Source organism: Bacillales bacterium (genome assembly GCA_035700025.1).
Lineage (GTDB): Bacteria > Bacillota > Bacilli > Bacillales > DASSOY01 > DASSOY01.
Map to the genome: position 1 here is coordinate 1 of DASSOY010000011.1, position 19,526 is coordinate 19,526.

At 48.6% G+C, this 19,526-nt stretch carries 15 protein-coding genes; 3 read left to right on the forward strand and 12 right to left on the reverse strand.

From position 1 onward, the window contains the following. Positions 1–144 precede the first annotated feature (144 nt). Positions 145–825: a SagB family peptide dehydrogenase gene (locus tag VFK44_01830; protein HET7627103.1), complete on the reverse strand. Its 681-nt coding sequence runs from the start codon at positions 823–825 to the stop codon at positions 145–147. Between the two features lie 205 nt (positions 826–1,030). Here VFK44_01830 and VFK44_01835 point away from each other — a divergent pair, with 205 nt between their 5' ends. Then, positions 1,031–1,426 carry a YmaF family protein gene (locus VFK44_01835; GenBank protein ID HET7627104.1) on the forward strand — a complete coding sequence of 132 codons (396 nt, stop codon included), beginning with the start codon at positions 1,031–1,033 and terminating at the stop codon, positions 1,424–1,426. A 105-nt stretch (positions 1,427–1,531) separates the two neighbouring features. Here VFK44_01835 and VFK44_01840 read toward each other — a convergent pair whose 3' ends face one another. The 8 genes from VFK44_01840 to VFK44_01875 form a co-directional block, all read right to left on the reverse strand. Next, positions 1,532–2,101, reverse strand: coding sequence for a cysteine hydrolase family protein (locus VFK44_01840; protein ID HET7627105.1), 570 nt, complete (start codon positions 2,099–2,101; stop codon positions 1,532–1,534). Positions 2,102–2,135: 34 nt separating this feature from the next. Continuing rightward, a complete protein-coding gene (locus VFK44_01845; protein ID HET7627106.1) occupies positions 2,136–3,035 on the reverse strand; it encodes a C40 family peptidase in 900 nt (299 codons plus the stop codon). A 96-nt stretch (positions 3,036–3,131) separates the two neighbouring features. Further along, a complete protein-coding gene (locus tag VFK44_01850; protein ID HET7627107.1) occupies positions 3,132–4,151 on the reverse strand; it encodes a DUF3231 family protein in 1,020 nt (339 codons plus the stop codon). A 76-nt stretch (positions 4,152–4,227) separates the two neighbouring features. Next, a complete protein-coding gene (locus tag VFK44_01855) occupies positions 4,228–5,364 on the reverse strand; it encodes a glycosyl hydrolase family 18 protein (GenBank protein HET7627108.1) in 1,137 nt (378 codons plus the stop codon). Positions 5,365–5,501: 137 nt separating this feature from the next. Then, complete coding sequence (locus VFK44_01860; GenBank protein ID HET7627109.1) at positions 5,502–6,800, reverse strand: ammonium transporter; 1,299 nt, start codon at positions 6,798–6,800, stop codon at positions 5,502–5,504. A gap of 84 nt (positions 6,801–6,884) precedes the next feature. Further along, positions 6,885–7,196, reverse strand: coding sequence for a MerR family transcriptional regulator (locus tag VFK44_01865; protein HET7627110.1), 312 nt, complete (start codon positions 7,194–7,196; stop codon positions 6,885–6,887). Between the two features lie 118 nt (positions 7,197–7,314). Continuing rightward, entirely contained in the window at positions 7,315–9,069 is a 1,755-nt protein-coding gene (gene pabB / locus VFK44_01870; GenBank protein ID HET7627111.1) for an aminodeoxychorismate synthase component I, read from the reverse strand. Positions 9,070–9,158: 89 nt separating this feature from the next. Further along, positions 9,159–10,883 (reverse strand): ABC transporter substrate-binding protein, encoded by a 1,725-nt coding sequence (locus VFK44_01875; GenBank protein ID HET7627112.1) that lies wholly within the window; start codon positions 10,881–10,883, stop codon positions 9,159–9,161. 97 nt (positions 10,884–10,980) lie between these two features. On the opposite strand from VFK44_01875, the gene VFK44_01880 reads away from it, so the two are divergent. Both VFK44_01880 and VFK44_01885 read left to right on the forward strand, forming a co-directional pair. After that, positions 10,981–12,258, forward strand: a complete 1,278-nt coding sequence (locus VFK44_01880; GenBank protein ID HET7627113.1) for an MFS transporter — start codon at positions 10,981–10,983, stop codon at positions 12,256–12,258. 95 nt (positions 12,259–12,353) lie between these two features. Further along, positions 12,354–13,427: a helix-turn-helix transcriptional regulator gene (locus tag VFK44_01885; GenBank protein HET7627114.1), complete on the forward strand. Its 1,074-nt coding sequence runs from the start codon at positions 12,354–12,356 to the stop codon at positions 13,425–13,427. 37 nt (positions 13,428–13,464) lie between these two features. Here VFK44_01885 and VFK44_01890 read toward each other — a convergent pair whose 3' ends face one another. The 3 genes from VFK44_01890 to parE are packed head-to-tail and all read right to left on the reverse strand — an operon-like array spanning position 13,465 to position 19,306. Next, complete coding sequence (locus VFK44_01890; protein ID HET7627115.1) at positions 13,465–14,778, reverse strand: lysine N(6)-hydroxylase/L-ornithine N(5)-oxygenase family protein; 1,314 nt, start codon at positions 14,776–14,778, stop codon at positions 13,465–13,467. Between the two features lie 39 nt (positions 14,779–14,817). After that, positions 14,818–17,277, reverse strand: coding sequence for a DNA topoisomerase IV subunit A (gene parC, locus VFK44_01895; GenBank protein HET7627116.1), 2,460 nt, complete (start codon positions 17,275–17,277; stop codon positions 14,818–14,820). Positions 17,278–17,323: 46 nt separating this feature from the next. Beyond that, positions 17,324–19,306: a DNA topoisomerase IV subunit B gene (parE, locus tag VFK44_01900; GenBank protein HET7627117.1), complete on the reverse strand. Its 1,983-nt coding sequence runs from the start codon at positions 19,304–19,306 to the stop codon at positions 17,324–17,326. Positions 19,307–19,526: the final 220 nt, after the last annotated feature.

The window sequence follows — 19,526 nt, forward strand, 5'->3', positions numbered from 1 at the left end:
CTTCCCTCGCGTTTTCAATTACGTGGGCGGCATCTTTCAAGGAAAGCTCGCTCATCCGCATGCAGCCTAACGATATTTCTCCAACTTCCAAACCGCTTGTTCCAAGTTTCATTTGTTTCATCGAATCCCTCTTTCTTATAGATTTTATTTCAAATCATACCGGCCAACAGGCACAAGATACACCGCCAAGAACCGTTCGGGAATCATTTTTACATTGATTTCATCGTCTTTAAATCCCCCTACCGGCGCAATTGCGAGTTCTTGGGCTTGTGCGACAAGCATCATATTTTGTACGATATGCCCCGCTTCCAACAAGCAAAACCGATACCCGCGCTCACCATAATGCTTTCCAGCATATTGTAAATCCGCAGCGATGATCAAACAAAAGTTACAATCGATGTCTGTCTGTACAAATGCGTTTTCGATCTCATTATGTTCATTGATCCATGTTAATGCATGTTCGCTTGCAACGTACCGGTACAATCCCGATCGGACCTTATCGACTTGTTTGATCACAACAAATATATCATTGGGATATAAAGCACCCGCAGACGGATACATTCTTCGCCCATCTTCGGTTACCCCGGCGGACCATTTTAAGAATGTGCCTAACGTGTCCAGATTTACCCTGCTGCCTTTAATAATCGTTTTTGATGTTTTTCTATTAAGTACGGTACGTGAAATTTCATTTTCCAACCGTTGAAAAGGCAAGAAAATGTTCCTATCCGATGCGGCATAGCGCGTGTTTGTGCCTGGCGTTTTTGGTGTGTATGGATGACTTACCGGCGGCCAGCTTGACGATTCGTGATACTTATTGAAAATCATTCATTATAACCTCGAAACAACGCATGCCCGGCTTTAGACCAAACGACGTCTACGCCGTGCTGCAAAAACAGATCCGTATCCGTTTTAATCCACGTCTTTTCCATTGGTTCACTGACCTTCCTTACAAAAAATTCGTGGTCTTTCCATAAGCCTTGGCAAATATTTTTTAACATAAGGATCACAATCTCGAGGCAGGAGGTTACGAATGGGTATCCCGATTACCGGTTTTTTGTTTTGCGCTGACGAAGGAAGCCTAAGCCCTAACGATGAACATTCCCACACGCTTTACGTCACAACGTGGGACGGCCGTCAAGTCCATGCCCACGAAATGGCAGGATTTACGTCCTTTGATGCTGGTCACCAACACCAATACCGGGCAAGGACTGAAACTGCGCCGAGCGGCGTGCCGCACAATCACCGTTACTATACGATTACTTCCATCAACGACGGACATGAACATCAAATCCAAGGTGTGACGGGACCCGCAATTCCGCTGCAAGGCGGCGGCCATTATCACGAGTTCCGCGGCGTGACGACGATAAGCGGAGCCAATCCGCATCGCCATTCCTACAGCGGCCGCACCGGAAATGAAATTCGCTAACAATCATCCCAAGATTCCATCGAATAACAATCACGATGTTGCAGAAGTTCGAACCTTTGAAGGGTTATAAGACACCTCGACGCTCACAGCGATGAGGTGTTTTCTCTATTCCGATTGCCGAATGGATTCATGAGGCGGGTCGAACAAGTTTTCCTCTGAGCTGCGCACTTGGACGAAACGTGCTTGATTCCCGAACCAATGCAGCGTTTGATTGTGATGCTTCACAATTTCTTCTCCTTTTAATACGGGCGAATCGGTTGTGGAATGCCCGTCACTCACTAAGGTCACATCAAAGCCATGGTCGGTCGCGGAACGAACAGCAGAATCTATGCAATATTCCGTTTGACAACCCATGATGATGACGTGTTCCACTTCGTGTTCTTTCAAATGACCGAGCAGCGGCGTTTCATGGAAAGCATTGTTCGCGCTTTTATTGAAGATTGGCGCAGATTCCGGGACGCGGATCGCCTCATGCACTTGAAAACCTGCCCCTTCACCGCCGGCGACAGAAACATCCCGGATGAAAACAATCGGAATGTCAGCGGCCAAAGACTGATCAATGACGGCATTGATCGTGTTTAGTAATTGTTCTTTCTCGACAACCGCTGGTCCTTCTTCACTGGCTTCAATAATCGCTTGCTGTGCATCAATGACAAGCAGAGCATGTTTTTTCACGCTTCATTTTCCTCTCTCAAGACCATTTTTTATATTAATGAAAGCGGCGGACCGCGCACAACTCGCGCTCGTAGATCGTCCCTTCAAGCGCAATCGATTCGATCGCTTTTCCCGTATGCGGGGCATGAAGCATCTTGCTTTCTCCAGCATAAAACCCGACATGATGGACCGAACCTTCACCTTCCTGATCGGCAAAGTAAAGCAAGTCACCGGGTGCGGCGGCTGTCAGAGCAATTTTTTTACCTTCGCGCGCTTGATCACTCGCATCCCGAGGAATCGTATACCCGTGCACACGTAGAATCGTATAGCAAAACCCTGAACAATCAAAACCGAAACCCGACATGCCGCCCCATAAATACGGAAGTCCGACAAAAGAACACGCTTCTGCGATGAAATCTTCGCCGGTCGTCGGCATCGGCTGGTCATTCACGATCTTCACATCCGTCTTTTGCAGCCAGAGCGATCCGTGCGGAGTATCTACTTGAACCCAACGCCCCTCGCTTCTTAAATAAGGCAGCCGCGTCGCATAACTTACCAGCATGAACGGAAACTTCTGTTCGTTATATAAAATGGCCGCCGAAACCGTCACTGAGGCAAAAATCTTCTCTTTGCGGTTGGACGGTTTTGCTGACAGCTGTTCAAGCGGCATCCAAGCTGGATATCCTCGCGAATCTTTGGACGACGGCTGGTCAGGCACGGCCACTTTCACCCAATCGCCTTGCTCCTCCAGCAGTTTCACTGTCTGTCCATACAGCACTTGCGATTGCACGAGATTTCGACCGCTCAATTCGCGCCGATCTTCGACCGTCATCCCGTTCAGCCAGTCCATCGGTCGTGCAGGACTGCTCAACATCGCTCGATCCATTTCCCTCGGGGATTCCGGCGTCGTCCACAAGGTTGCTACATTTACATTCACAAGACATTCACTTGACATGCATTCACCTCACACTGTTCAAACTATTGTCATTATACTATTTTTTCCGTATAAACGGGCGCTTTTTGCGCAAGAAAAAAAGACCGCTGTTGCGGTCTATGAGCGTTTGCCCTGAATCACTTGACTTCGTTCTTCCATTTGCGGCGGTTTTTCCATCCAGCCGTTTTCGATCATCAGCTTGCCGCCTTTTTTTGCGTAATTGAAAATGTTGCGCGACAAATTAGCCATTTTTAACGGCAAATCGCTTCTTAAACTAAACGAAGTGCCGAGCGCGTTGCTCGTGAGACCGAAACTGCTGAGCAAACTCGTGTTGTACATCATTAACTTGTTTGAAAATGGCGCGATCGTCGACCGTGTGGCCTTTCCCGCCCACGTAGCAGGTGTTTGTATGTCGCTTTGCAACAATAATCCACCCAACTCGGTAACGATTTTTTTCGCCAATTCTTTCCCTTCAAAGAAATAGTTACGTACTTGTTCGTGGTCTGTGACTTGGCTGAACCCCGTCATTAATTGCATGCCCATCACATTTGACTCGATCGATTGATAAATAAGAGCGACTTCGACCACGTTAAGAGTCCGTTTGTCGTTGAAAAGACTGAACCCGCTCATATAAGTTTTATCCTTCACAAATTGGTTTTCCGAAGGAATGTCGACATAAGGGGAACGAGCAAGCACTCCTTTGTCAAGCAGAAGCTGCGTCGTCTTTTTATACATTTCTTCAGCTTCTCTGGTGAATTTTTTGAATAAATCGATGATATCTTCCCTGTAACTGACTGTTGTGTAAAGCGCATGCAATCCTGTCGCAACTTTCGACATCGTTCGCAAGTACATGATGTCAAACATGTGATCAAATAGCGGAGGGGCATCCAAATGAACGTCCAATTCCGTGAAACCGACCGGCACCGGCGCTCCCTCGCGGCGAAGAATCGTTGAAATCGTTTCGACGTCTTGTTTCTCGACAGTGTATCTTTCCGTCATGAGTCGCTTGCTCTCTTGTTCGTCGACGTGAGTTAGGAAGTATTCCAGCACCCGAGCTACCATCGTTTTTTTTTCATAAATCATCCAGAGTGCCGCATATTCTGACGAACATATCGGGTGATTTTTCTCAGTCGTCATTCGCCTACCACCTCTTGTGCACCTTTTCTACATATTTTGTCTCAGGAGAAAACGAATTATCCGGTTCGATCGTCAACTAGTGTCTTCTAATGTTGAAATTCCGCCTTAACAACGTCCAGTTTTGCGGAGCTTTCGGCCCCAACTCCCAATAACTCACGCCGCGCAATCCGTATTGTTTCACCAAATCGAACTTCGCCTGCAAACTTCTTTCGTTTTCAAACCAGACGACATGTCGCTTGCCATTTTTATCCGTATAATTAAAATATGGAGATTGCGCGTCCGGGTCGAACATGATGACCGCTTCCTTTTGATCTGCAAGTTGAGCGGCTTCCTGCAATCCGACTCGTTTCGCCGGAGAACCGCCTTTCTGATAAGGGAGCGTCCAATCATAACCGTACAACGGCATACCCATAATAATGTTTTTGCGGGGGATCTTCGTTACTGCATAATCCAGCACCTTTCGGACTTGATCAATCGGGGCGACGGCCATCGGCGGACCTCCGGTCCATCCCCACTCATACGTCATGAGGATGACGAAATCCATGAGTTTGCCGTGAGCACCGTAATCGTGCGCCGTATACCAAGGTCCTGTTTGCTTTTCACTCGTTTTCGGAGCAAGTGAAGATGACACGGCGAAACCGGCTTTGTGCATTCTTGGCACGAGTTTGCGCAAGAATTGCGTATAATGGTCTCTGTCTTCCGGCAAAAGATGTTCAAAATCAACATTCAAAGCTGCGAAACCTTTCGCTTTCATCAGCTGAATGACGTTATCGATGAGTTGATCCTGCACATTTTCATTTGTCAAAATCGCATGCCCAATGTCCGGCGAAAAAGTGCCTTCGGCAAAGTTGGTAATGACCAACATCGGTTTGCTTTCGGTATTTTCTACCGCCTGCAAACTCTTTTCGTCTTGAAGCGGGATGAGCGTTCCGTCCGCCTTAACCCGGTAGCTGAAAAATGCCGCAAAAGATAAATGTTCCGCTGTGTTGCTCAAAATTTTGGCCATTCTGCCGGTTCCGGCAGGTTCAATAAAACCAATCGTATCGATCGTCGGCTTCTTCTCTTTCGATTTCCCGTTATTCCCGTTCGGGTCATAACCCGTTTGCCGGAGAACGTTCGATTCCGGCGACGACCCGTTTCCGTTTCCGGAACAAGCCGAAAGAATAACGAGAAGAGAGAGAAGGATTAACAGACTAAATCTCGACTTTCTCATCGTACTGCCTCCCGTCGCGTAAGATGTTCTTACTATTCGGAGGCGGTGAACTTTTTATTCTAATGACTTGAAGTTTATCGATTTAAGGCTGAACTATAATAAGACCGCCGTGAAAAACGGCGGTCAAATACAATGTTCTACTGGGCGACATCTTGACGGCGGATCAACTCGAGGTGTTCGGGGTAACCGTAAGAGCCGTGTTCGCTTAAGTCCAGACCGGATAGTTCCTCGTCATCTCTTACTCGGATGCCGATCGTGATTTTCAATCCGTAAAGGATAACGAAGGAAAACAACCCAACATACAAAATAGCGCCAACCACCCCGAGAGCCTGCACCATCAACTGGTGAAATCCACCGCCGTAAAAGAGACCTGCTTTTCCGATTCCGGTTATCTCAACAAGACGAGGTGAGGCAAAGAATCCAGTGGAAAGCGTACCGATGATTCCGGCAATTCCGTGAACGGAAAATGCGAATATCGGATCATCCAATCCTTTTCTTTCAAAATATTGCGAAGTCCAAAAAGTGATCGATCCGGCCATCGCGCCAATAACGACGGCCGCCCACGGTTCGACGAACGCGCAGGCAGCCGTAATCGCCACGAGCGCAGACAGGACACCGTTAATCATCGCTGCCACGTCCGCTTTCCCGACCAACCAAATGGCAGTAAACACGGCTCCGAGCGCGCCAGCGGCAGCAGCAAGGTTTGTGGTTAAAGCAATGTATCCGAAAAAGCCGTCCGCCGTTCCCATCGTACTTCCGGCATTAAAGCCGAACCAACCTACCCACAAAATGAATCCGCCGAGCACCGAATAAACGAGATTGTGTCCCGGAATGAGGTTCGGCGTCCGATCTTTGTTGAATTTGCCGATCCGGGGTCCGAGCAGCAGCGTTGCGACCAAAGCGGCAATTGCTCCTTGCAAATGAACGACCGTCGAACCGGCAAAATCCTGCATGCCAATTTGACCGAGCCAACCGCCTCCCCACACCCAGTGCCCGACCGTAGGATAAATGAATATGGTGAACAACGCGCCAAATAGGAAATAGACTGAGAATTTCGCCCGTTCGGCGAATCCACCCCAGGCGATCGCCAAAGAAACCGCCGCAAAAGCCAATTGAAATAAAAATTTGAGTGACAGCGGCACGTTAGCCCAAGAAAGAGATTCAAACGTCGTTTCACTCGGTTCACTCAAAAACCATCCTTCCGTTCCGAAAAAACCGTTCCCGGTTCCGAACGTTATCGCAAATCCGAATGCCCAAAACGCAATCGATGCAATGGCGAAACTAAGCAATTGCTTCCCGGCAACATGACCGGCGTTCTTCATTCGCGTCGAACCCGCTTCCAACAATGCGAATCCCGCCTGCATTCCAATCACAAGCACAGCGGCCACCATGACCCAAAGAGAATCGAGCAACAACGGAACATTGACGTTTTCCATTTTCTCCACCTCTTCCAATTGTCTTAATTCTTAACCTTTAATGTTAAGTTACCTTACAGTTAAATGAAAATTATGAACTTGATTTCATCGCTTACGCATATGAAAATGTGCATTCAATTGACCTTTTCGCAACTCATTTCTTATGTCTTGCTCCCTCCGTCTTTCCTTCCTGAACGACTGGCGGATTTCATGCGTTTGCACGCCCTCCTCTCTTTGTTCCGCAATTTCCATCAACAGCTCAACGTCCGAAAACGAATACTTCCTCGTCCCTTTATTCGTACGATCCGGAAAGACGAGCCGACGTTCTTCATAATAGCGGATTTTTCGCTCGGAAAGACCCGTCAGCTCGCAGACAGTGCCGATCGAAATCACCTTTTTATCCTTATACATCGTCATGACAACCACCCGGTCCCTTATGATTAATTATCTCTATTTTACAACGGTTCTCCATCTTTTTGTCAGAAAATCTGACAAACAAAAAATCTCCACCTCCGAAAGGAGATGAAGACAGTGGTTAATCGATCGCATTCATCACGATATTTACCTTCACCCAACCGCGTACGCTGTTGATCAACCAGATGTTCGTGGCCCGGCGAAGATCCTCTTTTTTCAAAATTCTTTCTCCAAGAACGCCGTCTTCTAACAATTGTTCTCGAAACGTTCCGTTCAATAAGCCGGAAGCTCGCGGCGGTGTCAGCAAATATCCTTCCATTTCCATAACGAGATTGCCGTTCGTGAACTCTGTGAGTTCTCCCTCTTCATTCCACAGCAACACATCAAATGCTTTTTCGTTTTCTTTTCGATGCGTCTCATACACGCTCCGATGCGTCGTTTTATGGTAAAGAAATACATGATCTTTTGAAACCGGATTCTCTGCCAAAATGACGTCATTATAATCAGCAATTGGGGTAAGCGGACTGCCTTCCACTACAATGGAACCTTTGCGTGAGATGAGCAGTCTCACTTTGTAACCCTCCTCTTGATGGTTATCAGCAAAAACATTCAACCGGCGCTTCACCTCTTGGAGATCAACCGGGAACGAAAAATAGTCGGCTGAATCCTGCAACCGACGCAAATGCCGCTCAAGGAGCACATACTCTCCATTTTCAAGCTTTAAACTTTCGAGCAGATCAAACAGCGGCTGCTTTTCGGTCAACATTCTCGCTTTCGTCATTACTTCACGAGCTTCGGCTTCAGCCGTAGAATCCCACGCAATCCCTCCGCCGACGCCGTATGCGGCCCTATTTACTTTCGAATCGATGACAACCGTTCGAATTGGCACGTTAAATACCGCTTCACCGCCGGGCTTGATCATTCCAATCGCACCGCAATACACTTCCCTCGCACTGTCCTCGAGTTCTTGAATGAGCCTTATCGTATTCACTTTCGGAGCGCCCGTAACCGATCCGCAAGGAAACAATGCCCGAAACACATCTTCCAGTTCCACACGATCCTTCGTTTCAGCTTCCACTGTTGTCGTCATTTGCAATACCGTCGGATAACGTTCGATCGCAAACATCTGCTTCGTCTTGACCGATCCGGTTTTCGCAATTCTGCCTAGATCGTTCCGCAACAAGTCAGCAATCATCACGTTTTCCGCCCGTTCCTTCGCCGAAGCCAGCAACTCAGCAGCTTTCGCTTCGTCTTCTTCCATCCATCTCCCCCTCGCCGAGGTCCCTTTCATCGGGCGTGTAACAATTTTGTTGCCGTCCCAGCGAAAAAACAATTCAGGAGAAGCGGACAAAATTCGATGCCTGCCAATGTTCAAGTACGCGTGATAGCCTGCATGATTTTCAGTCATTTTTTGATAAAAGGAGTAATCATTCCCGGCGAATTCCGCTTGCATACGAACCGTGTAATTCGTTTGGTACGTAGCCCCTTCGGCTATCGCCTGCTTAATCGCAGAAATTTGTTTTCGGTAGACAGAAGTGTCCGTGCACATCTTCCACTCACCGAGTTGAAACCATCGGTCCGTCTGTAATGTTACGTTTTGCGAAGGCGCTTCATAAATCCCGAACCATAACAATGGCAGTTCTCGGTTTTCGTGCACTTGATACGTTGGATCAAACGCCGGTGACGCCTCGTACGAAATATAGCCAGCCGCAAAATATCCTTGTTTCACGCGTTGACGTATTTGTTTCAAGGCGGATAGGACTTGTGTTACATGATCAGCGACGATTGTTTCGACCGGATCAGTAAACGACAAAGGTTCAACAGTTCCTTGTTCATTGGGAAATTCAAACAATAGTTGTGGTTCACTCGGGTGCATCGTGTTCTCCTTATTTTGTTAACATAATGTTATTATGGTAGTCTATTGACGAAATCCTAAATCAATATCGCTTCGCCCTGGTTACAGCATTACTGAACCCATAACTTGCGGAGTTCGACGTTTCCGAACGATTCAAATCGTATGTTTCTAATTGTATGATGGAAGGCACGCCGCTTAATCGGATGGTATTGAAACAACACAAGCCGATATTCATTGATATAGCGCTCGATTTCGTCAATGGATCGGTCCCGCTCTTCCTTCGTTCCCGCCGTTCTGAACGTTTCCAGTTTAGCGTATATCCAGTTCAACTGTTCGTCGTTGAAAAACCGGCGGAAGGTGATACGGTCATTGTAAAATGCGTTCATAAAAGAAAAATGCGCATCGTTCGAGGCGACTTCGCCCATCATCAACACATCGGCTTCGATGTCGATCGTATCGTCGTACAAACTTTCAATGGAAAAGGTGCGGTGCTCAAGATGAATGCCTGCTTCTTCCGCTTTCGCGACATACCATTTCGCCTCCTCAACGGCTCTCGGAAAATCAAGGGAAAACAGTTTAAGCGTCTCCCCGGAATATGCCGAATCTCTCAACAATCCACTCACGCGCTTTCCGTCGCGTGGATGCGAATGCGATTTTTCCGGAAAATAACTCGATGCTTCGATGCAACGGCCTCTCCCGAGATCCCGATGCATAGCTTGGACGTCTGCAAGATGAAACAACGCCTCGCGAAACTTCTGATCCCGCACAATCGACGATTTCCGAAAATTGAAAGCGACATAACGAAACCCTTTTTCAATCAATTCCCGCTCCTGCAAATCCTTATCCACTTCTTTTCCGGAAATTTGAAACGTCGCAGAGATGTTTTGCTTCGGCACATGCCAAAATTGCACTTCGTAGAGGAACGGACGCTCGAGAAAATATGGATCAAACGCTTCGAGCACCAATTTTTGTTCCGATCGTTCTTTCAAGCGAAACGGTCCAGTCCCAATCCATTGATGTTCATCAAACGGGACATCTGCAGGCAATATCGCCAAATTATCGCAGCAAAGAAACCTCGGGAAAAACGCATTCGGCCGTTTCAATTCAAACGTCACGACATTCGGAGACGGACAGTCGATACGCTGAACATCGGAAAGCAGCCAAGAAAACGGCGAATTCGCCGATCGGTAACGAGCAAATGTGTGACGGACATCTTCGCTTGTCATCACCCGTTGATGGTGAAAACGAACCCCTTTTCGTAAATAAAAGGTCCACCGGCGCTGCTCCCCGTCGACGATCCAATGATGGGCCAAATGTGGAAGCAACCGATCATGTTCATGATCATAGGTGATTAACGTATCCCCCAGCTGGTGGATTAAAAAACTTTCGAATGCCACCGACGTATAAAGCGGGTCAAGGGTGGTCACCCGACCTCTCACAATCGTGCGCAACACTTCCTTTTGCTGTTGTGACGATTGCATGCCGAACAACGTTTGTACCTCGTCTGACAAAGCCGAGATCCACGATTTCGGAATCGGCAAGTACAGCAGCTGCATCAATTCATCCATCGCTTCGCGCTCAATGAACGTTGTGACCGCCTGTTCGATTTCAGCTTGGAACGACTGACAGAACTCTAATTTGGAATAATTCCCTCTTCCCTTTCCCGGCCGGTACAGACAAAACCCTTCCTGTTCATACTTTTTCAATTTCCTTTTGACGTTTTTCGTCGTACAATACCAAATTTGTTCCAAATCCGATAATTTGAACGTGACCTTTTGCGCTTCTTCGCACGGGTACAAATGCGCACGCATTTCATAATAAGACAAATCTTTCATTTAAGGCTTCCTCCAAAAAAAGGGGACATTTTTATCCGCATTATACCCTTTTTATCCCCTTTTGGATAGGGCAAAATGACGGCAAGGAAGTGATTCGATGTTCAGAACGTTACACCCGAATATTCGTATTCGGATATACACCTCTTTTCTCAGCCGCACGATCGGTTCGATGATATTTCCGTTCATGGCGATTTATTTCACTGAAGCATTAGGCGCATCGTGGGCGAGTACTTTGCTCATGGCGAACGTCGTCATTCAATTTACTGCGAGTCTTTACGGCGGTTATCTTGCCGATCAACGAGGTCGCAAAAAGATGATGGTTGCCGGCGAATTCGTCAAAACCATTGGGTTTTTCGGCATATTAATCGCCAATTCGCCATGGTGGCACTCTCCTTGGTTTACGTTTGCGATGATCACGCTACTCGGAATTTCTTCGGGCATGGTTAACCCTGCATCTGAAGCGATGCTGATCGACGTCAGTACGAAGAAAACACGTGCATTCATGTATTCGATCAACTATTGGGCCGTCAACATGTCAATCATGATTGGGTTGATCGTCGGCGGTTGGTTGTTCCAAACACATTTTTTCGAACTGTTAATTGCCCTTTGCGCGATGTCGCTTGTCACGTTCTGGATTACGTCGGCTTTCATTACCGAAACATTTGTACCCGGCAAAAAAACAACAGGCGCATACGGCATCAAACCGATTTTTCAAAGTTACCGCACCGTCATTGGAGACTTGCCGTTTGTGCTGTTCACACTCGGCGGCATCGCACTGCTTTCGCTTGAATTTCAGCGCAACAATTTCATTGCCGTTCGCCTTGAAGAAGAAATCATTCCGAAGACGTATTCGTTTTTCGCGAACATACACGTTACCATTGACGGCGTCAAACTGCTCAGCTTATTAACGATTGAAAATACAATCATTATCGTTTTGTTTACGGCTGCCGTCGCGAAGTGGCTGACTGGTCGAAAGCGTCGACCGTTGTTGTACGCCGGTTTTCTGTTGTTCGGTTCCGGCTACGCCATTCTTGCGTTTTCCGATCACTGGCTTTTGTTGTTTTTCGGCGTTATATTGCTTTCCGTCGGCGAATTGTTGTACGTACCTACGCGCCAATCACTGTTGGCCGACATCATCGATGATTCACGGCGCGGCGCTTACATGGCTTTCAATGGTTTTGTTTTTCAAATCGGCAAATTGTTCGGTGCACTCGGCATCCTTGCCGGCGAAGTCATCGGAGGTTACGGTATGGGAATCGCCTATATCGGTTTCGCCTGCCTCGCCGTCACGTTCGTTCATATGGCGCTGGCGAAGCGCTTTCACCAAAAGGTTGCAGCTCCTGTGAAAGAAAACGCTTTGTCAACGAAAGGTTGAGGCCATTCAACTAATGGTTGATCGTGCATGACGAGCAGATGTGCTATCGTTAAGTTAATCAGTGCGCGCTGTATCATCAAAAGGAGGAACCCATCATGCTCGATGCTCGAATCATCGGTTCACGTATTTCGAAATTAAGAAAGGAAAAAGACATGACGCAGGCAGCGTTGGCAGACAAACTGAATGTCAGCCACCAGGCCGTGTCCAAGTGGGAACGGGGGGAATCGATTCCCGATCTCGTCACGCTTGTTCACCTTGCAGAAATGTTTGGTACAACGATTGAAACTTTGATCAGTGAACACCGCGGCAACCAAAGCAAACCTTCGTTAACAGGATTGGCGAAGAAAATTGCCGCAAAACAGCCGCTGCTGGCTGCGGAGAGCATCAACAGCGGCGAAGCCGGCCTTGACGAACTCGTCGAGATGGCCCCGCTGCTAAAATCGAGCGAGTTAAAATCGATTACCGGAGAAATCGCACAAGAACAGTTCCAATGGGATCATCTTGTAAGGCTTGCCCCGCATATCGATGAAACGACGCTGGACCGGCTGGTTCAATCGTTCGATCTCGCCGAGCTTCCGGTTTCGGAAATCACCCACCTCGCGCCGTTTGTGAGCGAACGAACGCTGCTGCACTTGTTGGAAGAAAGCGAAGCGGAAATCAACGATTTCGATGACATCGTCCGGCTTGCTCCGTTTCTGGAAGGATCGTTGGAAAAATTCATGAAACAAAGGGACTTCGGGGAATTGAATTGGTCGCAACTTGAAGCGGTCGCGCCGTTCCTCGAGCCCAACACGATTGTTTCGCTTGCTGAGGAAAAAGGGGCGGGACAGCCGCAATGGCGCCATTTGTTAAAACTCGCACCGTTCCTTGATGAACATCTTGATCGCTACTTGGCCAAAGCCGATGTTTCCGAATGCGATTGGGAACAATTGACAACGATAGCGCCGTTTATGAAAGAAGAAACGCTCGCCGAATTCGTCTCCGCATTACCGAAGGATCAATTGGAAACCGAGCAAATCATCGGACTTGCCCCGTTTCTCGGTACAGATCTGTTAGATGAATTACTTCGCTCCGTCAATGAGAATGAAATCGGGCCGGAGTTCATCTCAGAAGTCGCTCCGTTCGTCAGAAAACAAACATTAAAACAGTTAATGGCACGCCTATCCTAAACAAGAAGCTCCCGCAAACCAGCGGGAGCTTCTTCTCTTACTCTTCGACGCGAAACTGTTGGAAGACGTGATCTTCGTCGACCGGATAGATGTTTTTACCTGTCAAACCGTTGATGATCAGCTTGTTTCGATAGACGGCCAACCCGAGATTTGTCGTTCCGACGCCGTGTGAATGAGAAATGGCGGTATGCGAAAAGATACGATTGCGTACCGCTTTCTTCATTTTGATCTGGTAATCTTGCGTAATTTCATACCGCCCTTTGTCGTCTTTACATAACATCGCGTTGACTTCTTCCATGAAAGCAGGTGTGTTCGGCCGATAGCCGGTCGCGATAACGACCACCTCGCTGTCTTGGACAAACGCTTTTTCCTGCTGCCATTGCATGCAATGCAAACGGTAAGTCCCGTCTTCATTCCGCGTGATGCCGTTGACCTTCGTCAGCGGTTTCAAACGAACGTCCATCGACTTGCCGCCGACGGTATGTTCATACAGCAAATCGTAAATATCGGTAATCGTATGAGCGCTGATCCCTTTATAGAGAAGGTCTTGGGTTGGAAAAATTTCATCCCGTTTTTCTTGGGGTAAGCTGTAAAAATAATTAACGTAATCCGGTGAAAAATGTTCCAGACTGAGTTTCGTTTCTTCCATGGGAAAATAACTTTTCGAACGGGTCAACCAGTCGAGCGAATAACCGCATTCGTCCTTTTCCTTTAACAGCTCGCGAAATACTTCCGCGGCACTTTGCCCGGAACCGACGACGGTCACCGACTTCGCTTTCCTGCAACGGTTTCGATGGCTGAGAAACTCTGACGTGTGAAAAACGTCCTCCTCCGGATACCCCCGGAAAGATTCGGGAACGAACGGCACCGTCCCAACTCCGAGAACGAGATCTTTCGTCTTCACGATTGCTTGCTCGCCTTCGCTAACCACTTCCACTTCAAACCATTCTTCTGCTTCATTATAGCGGACCGCTTCCACGCAATGCCCGAATCGGCAGCTTTCCAGTTGCGATGCCGCCCATTGACAATAATGGTTGTATTCGTTACGCGGCATGTTCAGCCGCTGCAAGAAATAAAAATTATAAATTCGGTTATGTTCTTTCAAATAATTCAAATAGCTGTACGGATTCGTTGGATCGGCCATCGTGACGAGATCGGCCATGAAAGGCACCTGCAGCATCGTCCCTTCAATGAGCATGCCCGGATGCCAGTCGAAATGGCTCTTCTTTTCAAAAAAGAGTGCATCCACTTCCGAAGACTTATCCAATAGACAGGCCAGTCCGAGATTAAACGGGCCGATGCCCACCCCGATTACATCATAAACTTTATCAAACGGTTCCATTTTCGTCATCAACTCACTTCCTTCGGCCGTTTTCTCCTGGACGCGCGATCATAAGCGCAAGGTTAACTGATCTTCTTCGGAAACATTTTCTTTCCATATTTCCGTAACTTCACCGGCCGTGTCGGTATCGACGATGAAAGAGCCGTTGTTGTACCGGTCACTCGCACGAAGATTTTCCGGTTTGACCGTCTCGACCGAGCCGTTTTCCGAACGCAAATGGACAAGCTCCTTGCCGGTGAGGATAAGAATACCCGCCACACGGTGTGGATGAGATTTTAACTCCCGCAACAGAACGACCCCGCGATTGGCGCGCGACGTTTTCTCGAATTCTTTCGCGATTTTCATCTTTTTCACGGCGCCGCGCTGCGTCGCGACGAACAACTCGGCAACACCTACGTCTTCCGCAGGCAGCCGTTTGCCTGCAGCGACCCAATCATCTTTTTTTAAATTAATCCCTTTAACGCCAGCTGCACGCACGCCGACGGTGCTGATTTCTTCTTCGTTAAACCATAACCCGTATCCATTTCGCGTTGCCAAGAATAAATCATCATGTCCGTCCGTCAAATGGACGTCGAGCAGTTGATCGCCTTTTTTCAGTTTTACCGCCACAAGCGCCTTCGTATGCCGCTGCGCTTTGTATTGATTCAATTCCGTTCGCTTCACCATGCCGTTTCTCGTTATAAACAACAAATATTGCGGCGTCGTGAAATCACGAATCGGAATCGCACCGATGATATTCTCGTTTTCGTCGAGCGAAACGAGATTATTCACAGGTTGGCCGAGATCCTTCCAACGTATATCAGGAAGCTTGTGCACCGGCAAATATAAGTAATTTCCCTTATCGGTGAACACGAGGAGTGTATCCGTCGTGTTCATTTCATATTGCGCCAAGATTCGATCGGAATCTTTCATGCCGAAATCTTCACCGTTCGACGCGGAATAAGAGCGAAGACTTGTCCGTTTAATGTACCCGTCTTTCGTCACCGTTGTGATGACGTCTTCGGACGCGACGACAACTTCAAGGTTGATTTTCAATTCCTCCACCTTGTCTTCGATCTTGCTTCTCCTGGCGTCGTTATATTTTTTCTTGAGCTGCAGCAAATCTTTCTTAATGACACCGATCAGTTTTTTCTCGCTGTTCAAGATTTCCGTCAGCTTTCGAATTCGATCCGCCAACTCATCCGCCTCTTTAGTGAGCGTTTCGATATCCGTATTCGTCAACCGATACAATTGCAACGTCACGATCGCTTCCGCTTGTGGTTCGGTAAATGCAAACTGATCGATCAAGTTGTTCTTAGCATCACGCTTATCTTTCGACCCGCGAATGACCGCAATCACGTCGTCGAGAATCGAAATCGCCTTAATAAGTCCGTCGACAATGTGGCGCCGTTCTTCCGCTTTGTTCAATTCATAGCGGGAACGATTCATGATGACTTCTTTTTGATGGTCGACGTACGCGCTGAGCAGAGCCTTCAAGCCCATTTGTTTCGGCGTTTTGTTAAAAATAGCCACCATGTTGCAATTGTACGTAATTTGCAGATCCGTATTTTTATAAAAGTAATTCAATACCCCTTCGGCGTCGGCGTCTTTCTTCAACTCGACGACGATCCTCATGCCGGTGCGGTCCGTTTCGTCGCGAACTTCGGCGATTCCTTCGACCTTCTTCTCCACTCGCAATTCATCCATTTTCTTGACGAGATTCGCCTTGTTCACTTCATACGGAATTTCGGTAATGACGATTTGCTTGCGCCCGCCTTTCAATGAATCGATTTCGGCCGTACCGCGGACGATCATCTTTCCTTTCCCCGTTTCGTACGCTTTGCGAATCCCTTCTTTTCCTTGGATGATGCCTCCGGTCGGAAAATCGGGTCCTTTCACATGCTTCATCAAGTCATCCACCGTGCAAGCGGGATTTTCCATCAAGGCTACGGCGGCATCGACGACTTCTCCGAGTTGATGCGGAGGGATCTCGGTTGCATACCCGGAAGAAATCCCGGTCGATCCGTTCACGAGCAGATGCGGGAACATCGCCGGTAAAACGACCGGTTCTTGCTCGGTATCGTCAAAGTTCGGGGCAAAATCAACCGTTTCTTTGTCGATGTCGCGCAACAATTCAGAGGCGATCGCTGAAAGGCGCGCCTCTGTATAACGCATCGCCGCCGGCGGATCGCCGTCGACACTACCGTTATTTCCGTGCATCTCAACGAGCACGTTGCGCACCTTCCATTCCTGGCTCATTCTTACCATCGCGTCATACACAGACGAATCCCCGTGCGGATGGTAATTACCGATCACGTTGCCGACCGTTTTCGCAGATTTACGAAACGGTTTGTCGGACGTGTTCCCCTCCCGATGCATCGCATACAAGATGCGCCGCTGGACCGGCTTCAACCCGTCCCGGGCATCGGGCAGGGCTCGATCCTGAATAATGTACTTGCTGTATCTCCCGAAGCGATCACCTATCACCTCTTCGAGAGGCAAATCCAAAAACTTTTCTGCATTGGCCACGACGATTTCGCTCCTTATTTAATCCAAATTTGACATGATCCCGCCGTCAAGCATCCGGTTCCGATGCCGGCGCACTTTCGATCACTGCAAGATTTTCATTGTCGAGAATGTTCGTTTCTTCGTCCAACCCGAAGGCGACGTTCGCTTCGATCCATTTCCTGCGCGGTTCCACTTTATCACCCATCAAAACGGAAACCCTTCGTTCCGCCCGCGCAACATCTTCGATGTTCACACGGATCAACGTGCGCGTTTCCGGATTCATCGTCGTTTCCCACAACTGGTCGGCGTTCATTTCCCCCAGACCTTTATACCGCTGAATCGTGTACCCGCGTCCGACTTTCCCGATCGCTTCCCGCAAGCCATGTTCGTCCCAAGCATACTCAACGACTTCCTTGCGCCCGCTCCCTCTTGACACTTTATAGAGCGGCGGCAGCGCAATGTACACCTTTCCTGCTTCAATCATCGGCTTCATGTAGCGGTAAAAAAAGGTGAGCAGCAGCACTTGGATATGAGCGCCGTCCGTATCGGCATCCGTCATAATGACAATTTTGTCGTAATTAATGTCGGACAAGGTGAAGTCGGCACCGATTCCCGCGCCGATCGCGTGAATGATCGTGTTGATTTCCTCGTTTTTGAAAATGTCGGGCAGTTTCGCTTTTTCGGTATTGATCACTTTACCGCGAAGCGGCAACACAGCCTGAAACCGGCGGTCGCGCCCTTGCTTCGCTGATCCGCCCGCGGAATCCCCCTCGACAAGATACAGCTCGTTTTTCGCCGTATTGCGCGACGTCGCCGGCGTCAACTTGCCGCTCAAAAGCGAGTCCCGCCGCTTCCCTTTCTTTCCGGTACGCGCGTCTTCCCGCGCTTTTCGCGCCGCCTCACGCGCCTGAGCCGCCTTGATCGCTTTCTTGATCAACATCTCGCTCGTCTTCGGATTCTCGTTCAAGAAATACGTCAGCTGCTCCGAAACGACGGCATCCACGGCAGAACGCGCTTCGCTTGTCCCGAGTTTGCTCTTCGTCTGCCCTTCAAACTGCAGCTTGTCTTCCGGAATCCGCACGGAAACGACGCCGGTAAAACCCTCGCGGATGTCCGTCCCATCGAGATTCTTGTCTTTCTCCTTCAAAAATCCGGCTTTCCGCGCGTAATCGTTGAACGCTCTCGTGATGGCCGTCCTCGCGCCCGACTCATGCGTGCCGCCGTCGCGCGTTCGCACGTTATTGACGAAAGACAGCACATTTTCCGAATAGCCGTCATTGTATTGAAAAGAAAATTCAACCTCAATTTCATTTTGATCGCCTTCAAATGCGACAACCGGATGAAAAATGTCCTTGTCTTCATTCAAATATTCGACAAACGCCTTAATGCCGGTATCATATTGAAAGGTATCTTTCCGATCCGTTCGTTGGTCGATGAGTTGAATTTGAATGCCCTTCAACAAAAATGCCGCTTCACGCAATCGCTCACTCAAAATGTCGTATTGAAAATGGGTCGTGGAAAAAACTTCCGAATCCGGCTTGAAACGAATCGTCGTTCCGCTGTCGCGCGCCGTACCGATTTTTTCAAGCGGCGTCACCGGTTTTCCGCCGTTTTCAAACCTTTGCCGGAAGACGCCTCCGTCCCTTCGAATCGTCACTTCGAGCCACTCCGACAATGCATTCACGACAGACGCGCCGACACCGTGCAACCCGCCGCTCGTTTTATAACCGCCGTCGGTTCCGAACTTGCCTCCCGCATGGAGTACCGTAAAAATCACTTCGGTCGTCGGCCGACCCGTTCGGTGCATCCCTGTAGGCATGCCGCGGCCATTGTCGACAACCTCGACACTGTTGTCTTTATGAAGTGTGACCTTAATCGAATGGCCGTATCCTGCAAGCGCCTCGTCAACCGCATTATCGACAATCTCGTACACGAGGTGGTGCAATCCGCGGCTGTCCGTGCTGCCGATGTACATCCCCGGCCGCTTGCGCACCGCCTGAAGCCCTTCCAATACTTGAATTGCATCGTCGTTATACGCCGTTTTGCTCATTGTCATCTCCCGACCCCTTTCATTTCCCCCAACAAATGCCGCTTACCCCATTTTTCCTATGTAAATTTGCTCTTATTGCTATTATACCAGAACGCTTGTTTCCAACAAAAATATCGACCGCTTTCTCGTCAACGTGTCATTAGGTTTTCGCAAAGGAAAGGAGATTCATTCATATAAAAGGAACATTTTCACCTGTGACACCCGGTCGTCCCGCTCGCGT

Coding starts and splice junctions, on each gene's coding strand:
- VFK44_01855 (HET7627108.1), bottom strand. CDS start 5,364: ATGAGAAAGTCGAGATTTAGTCTGTTAATCCTTCTCTCTCTTCTCGTT.
- VFK44_01845 (HET7627106.1), bottom strand. CDS start 3,035: ATGTCAAGTGAATGTCTTGTGAATGTAAATGTAGCAACCTTGTGGACG.
- VFK44_01860 (HET7627109.1), bottom strand. CDS start 6,800: ATGGAAAACGTCAATGTTCCGTTGTTGCTCGATTCTCTTTGGGTCATG.
- VFK44_01830 (HET7627103.1), bottom strand. CDS start 825: ATGATTTTCAATAAGTATCACGAATCGTCAAGCTGGCCGCCGGTAAGT.
- VFK44_01890 (HET7627115.1), bottom strand. CDS start 14,778: ATGACGAAAATGGAACCGTTTGATAAAGTTTATGATGTAATCGGGGTG.
- VFK44_01885 (HET7627114.1), top strand. CDS start 12,354: ATGCTCGATGCTCGAATCATCGGTTCACGTATTTCGAAATTAAGAAAG.
- VFK44_01875 (HET7627112.1), bottom strand. CDS start 10,883: ATGAAAGATTTGTCTTATTATGAAATGCGTGCGCATTTGTACCCGTGC.
- VFK44_01835 (HET7627104.1), top strand. CDS start 1,031: ATGGGTATCCCGATTACCGGTTTTTTGTTTTGCGCTGACGAAGGAAGC.
- VFK44_01880 (HET7627113.1), top strand. CDS start 10,981: ATGTTCAGAACGTTACACCCGAATATTCGTATTCGGATATACACCTCT.
- pabB (HET7627111.1), bottom strand. CDS start 9,069: ATGCACCCGAGTGAACCACAACTATTGTTTGAATTTCCCAATGAACAA.
- parE (HET7627117.1), bottom strand. CDS start 19,306: ATGAGCAAAACGGCGTATAACGACGATGCAATTCAAGTATTGGAAGGG.
- VFK44_01865 (HET7627110.1), bottom strand. CDS start 7,196: ATGACGATGTATAAGGATAAAAAGGTGATTTCGATCGGCACTGTCTGC.
- VFK44_01850 (HET7627107.1), bottom strand. CDS start 4,151: ATGACGACTGAGAAAAATCACCCGATATGTTCGTCAGAATATGCGGCA.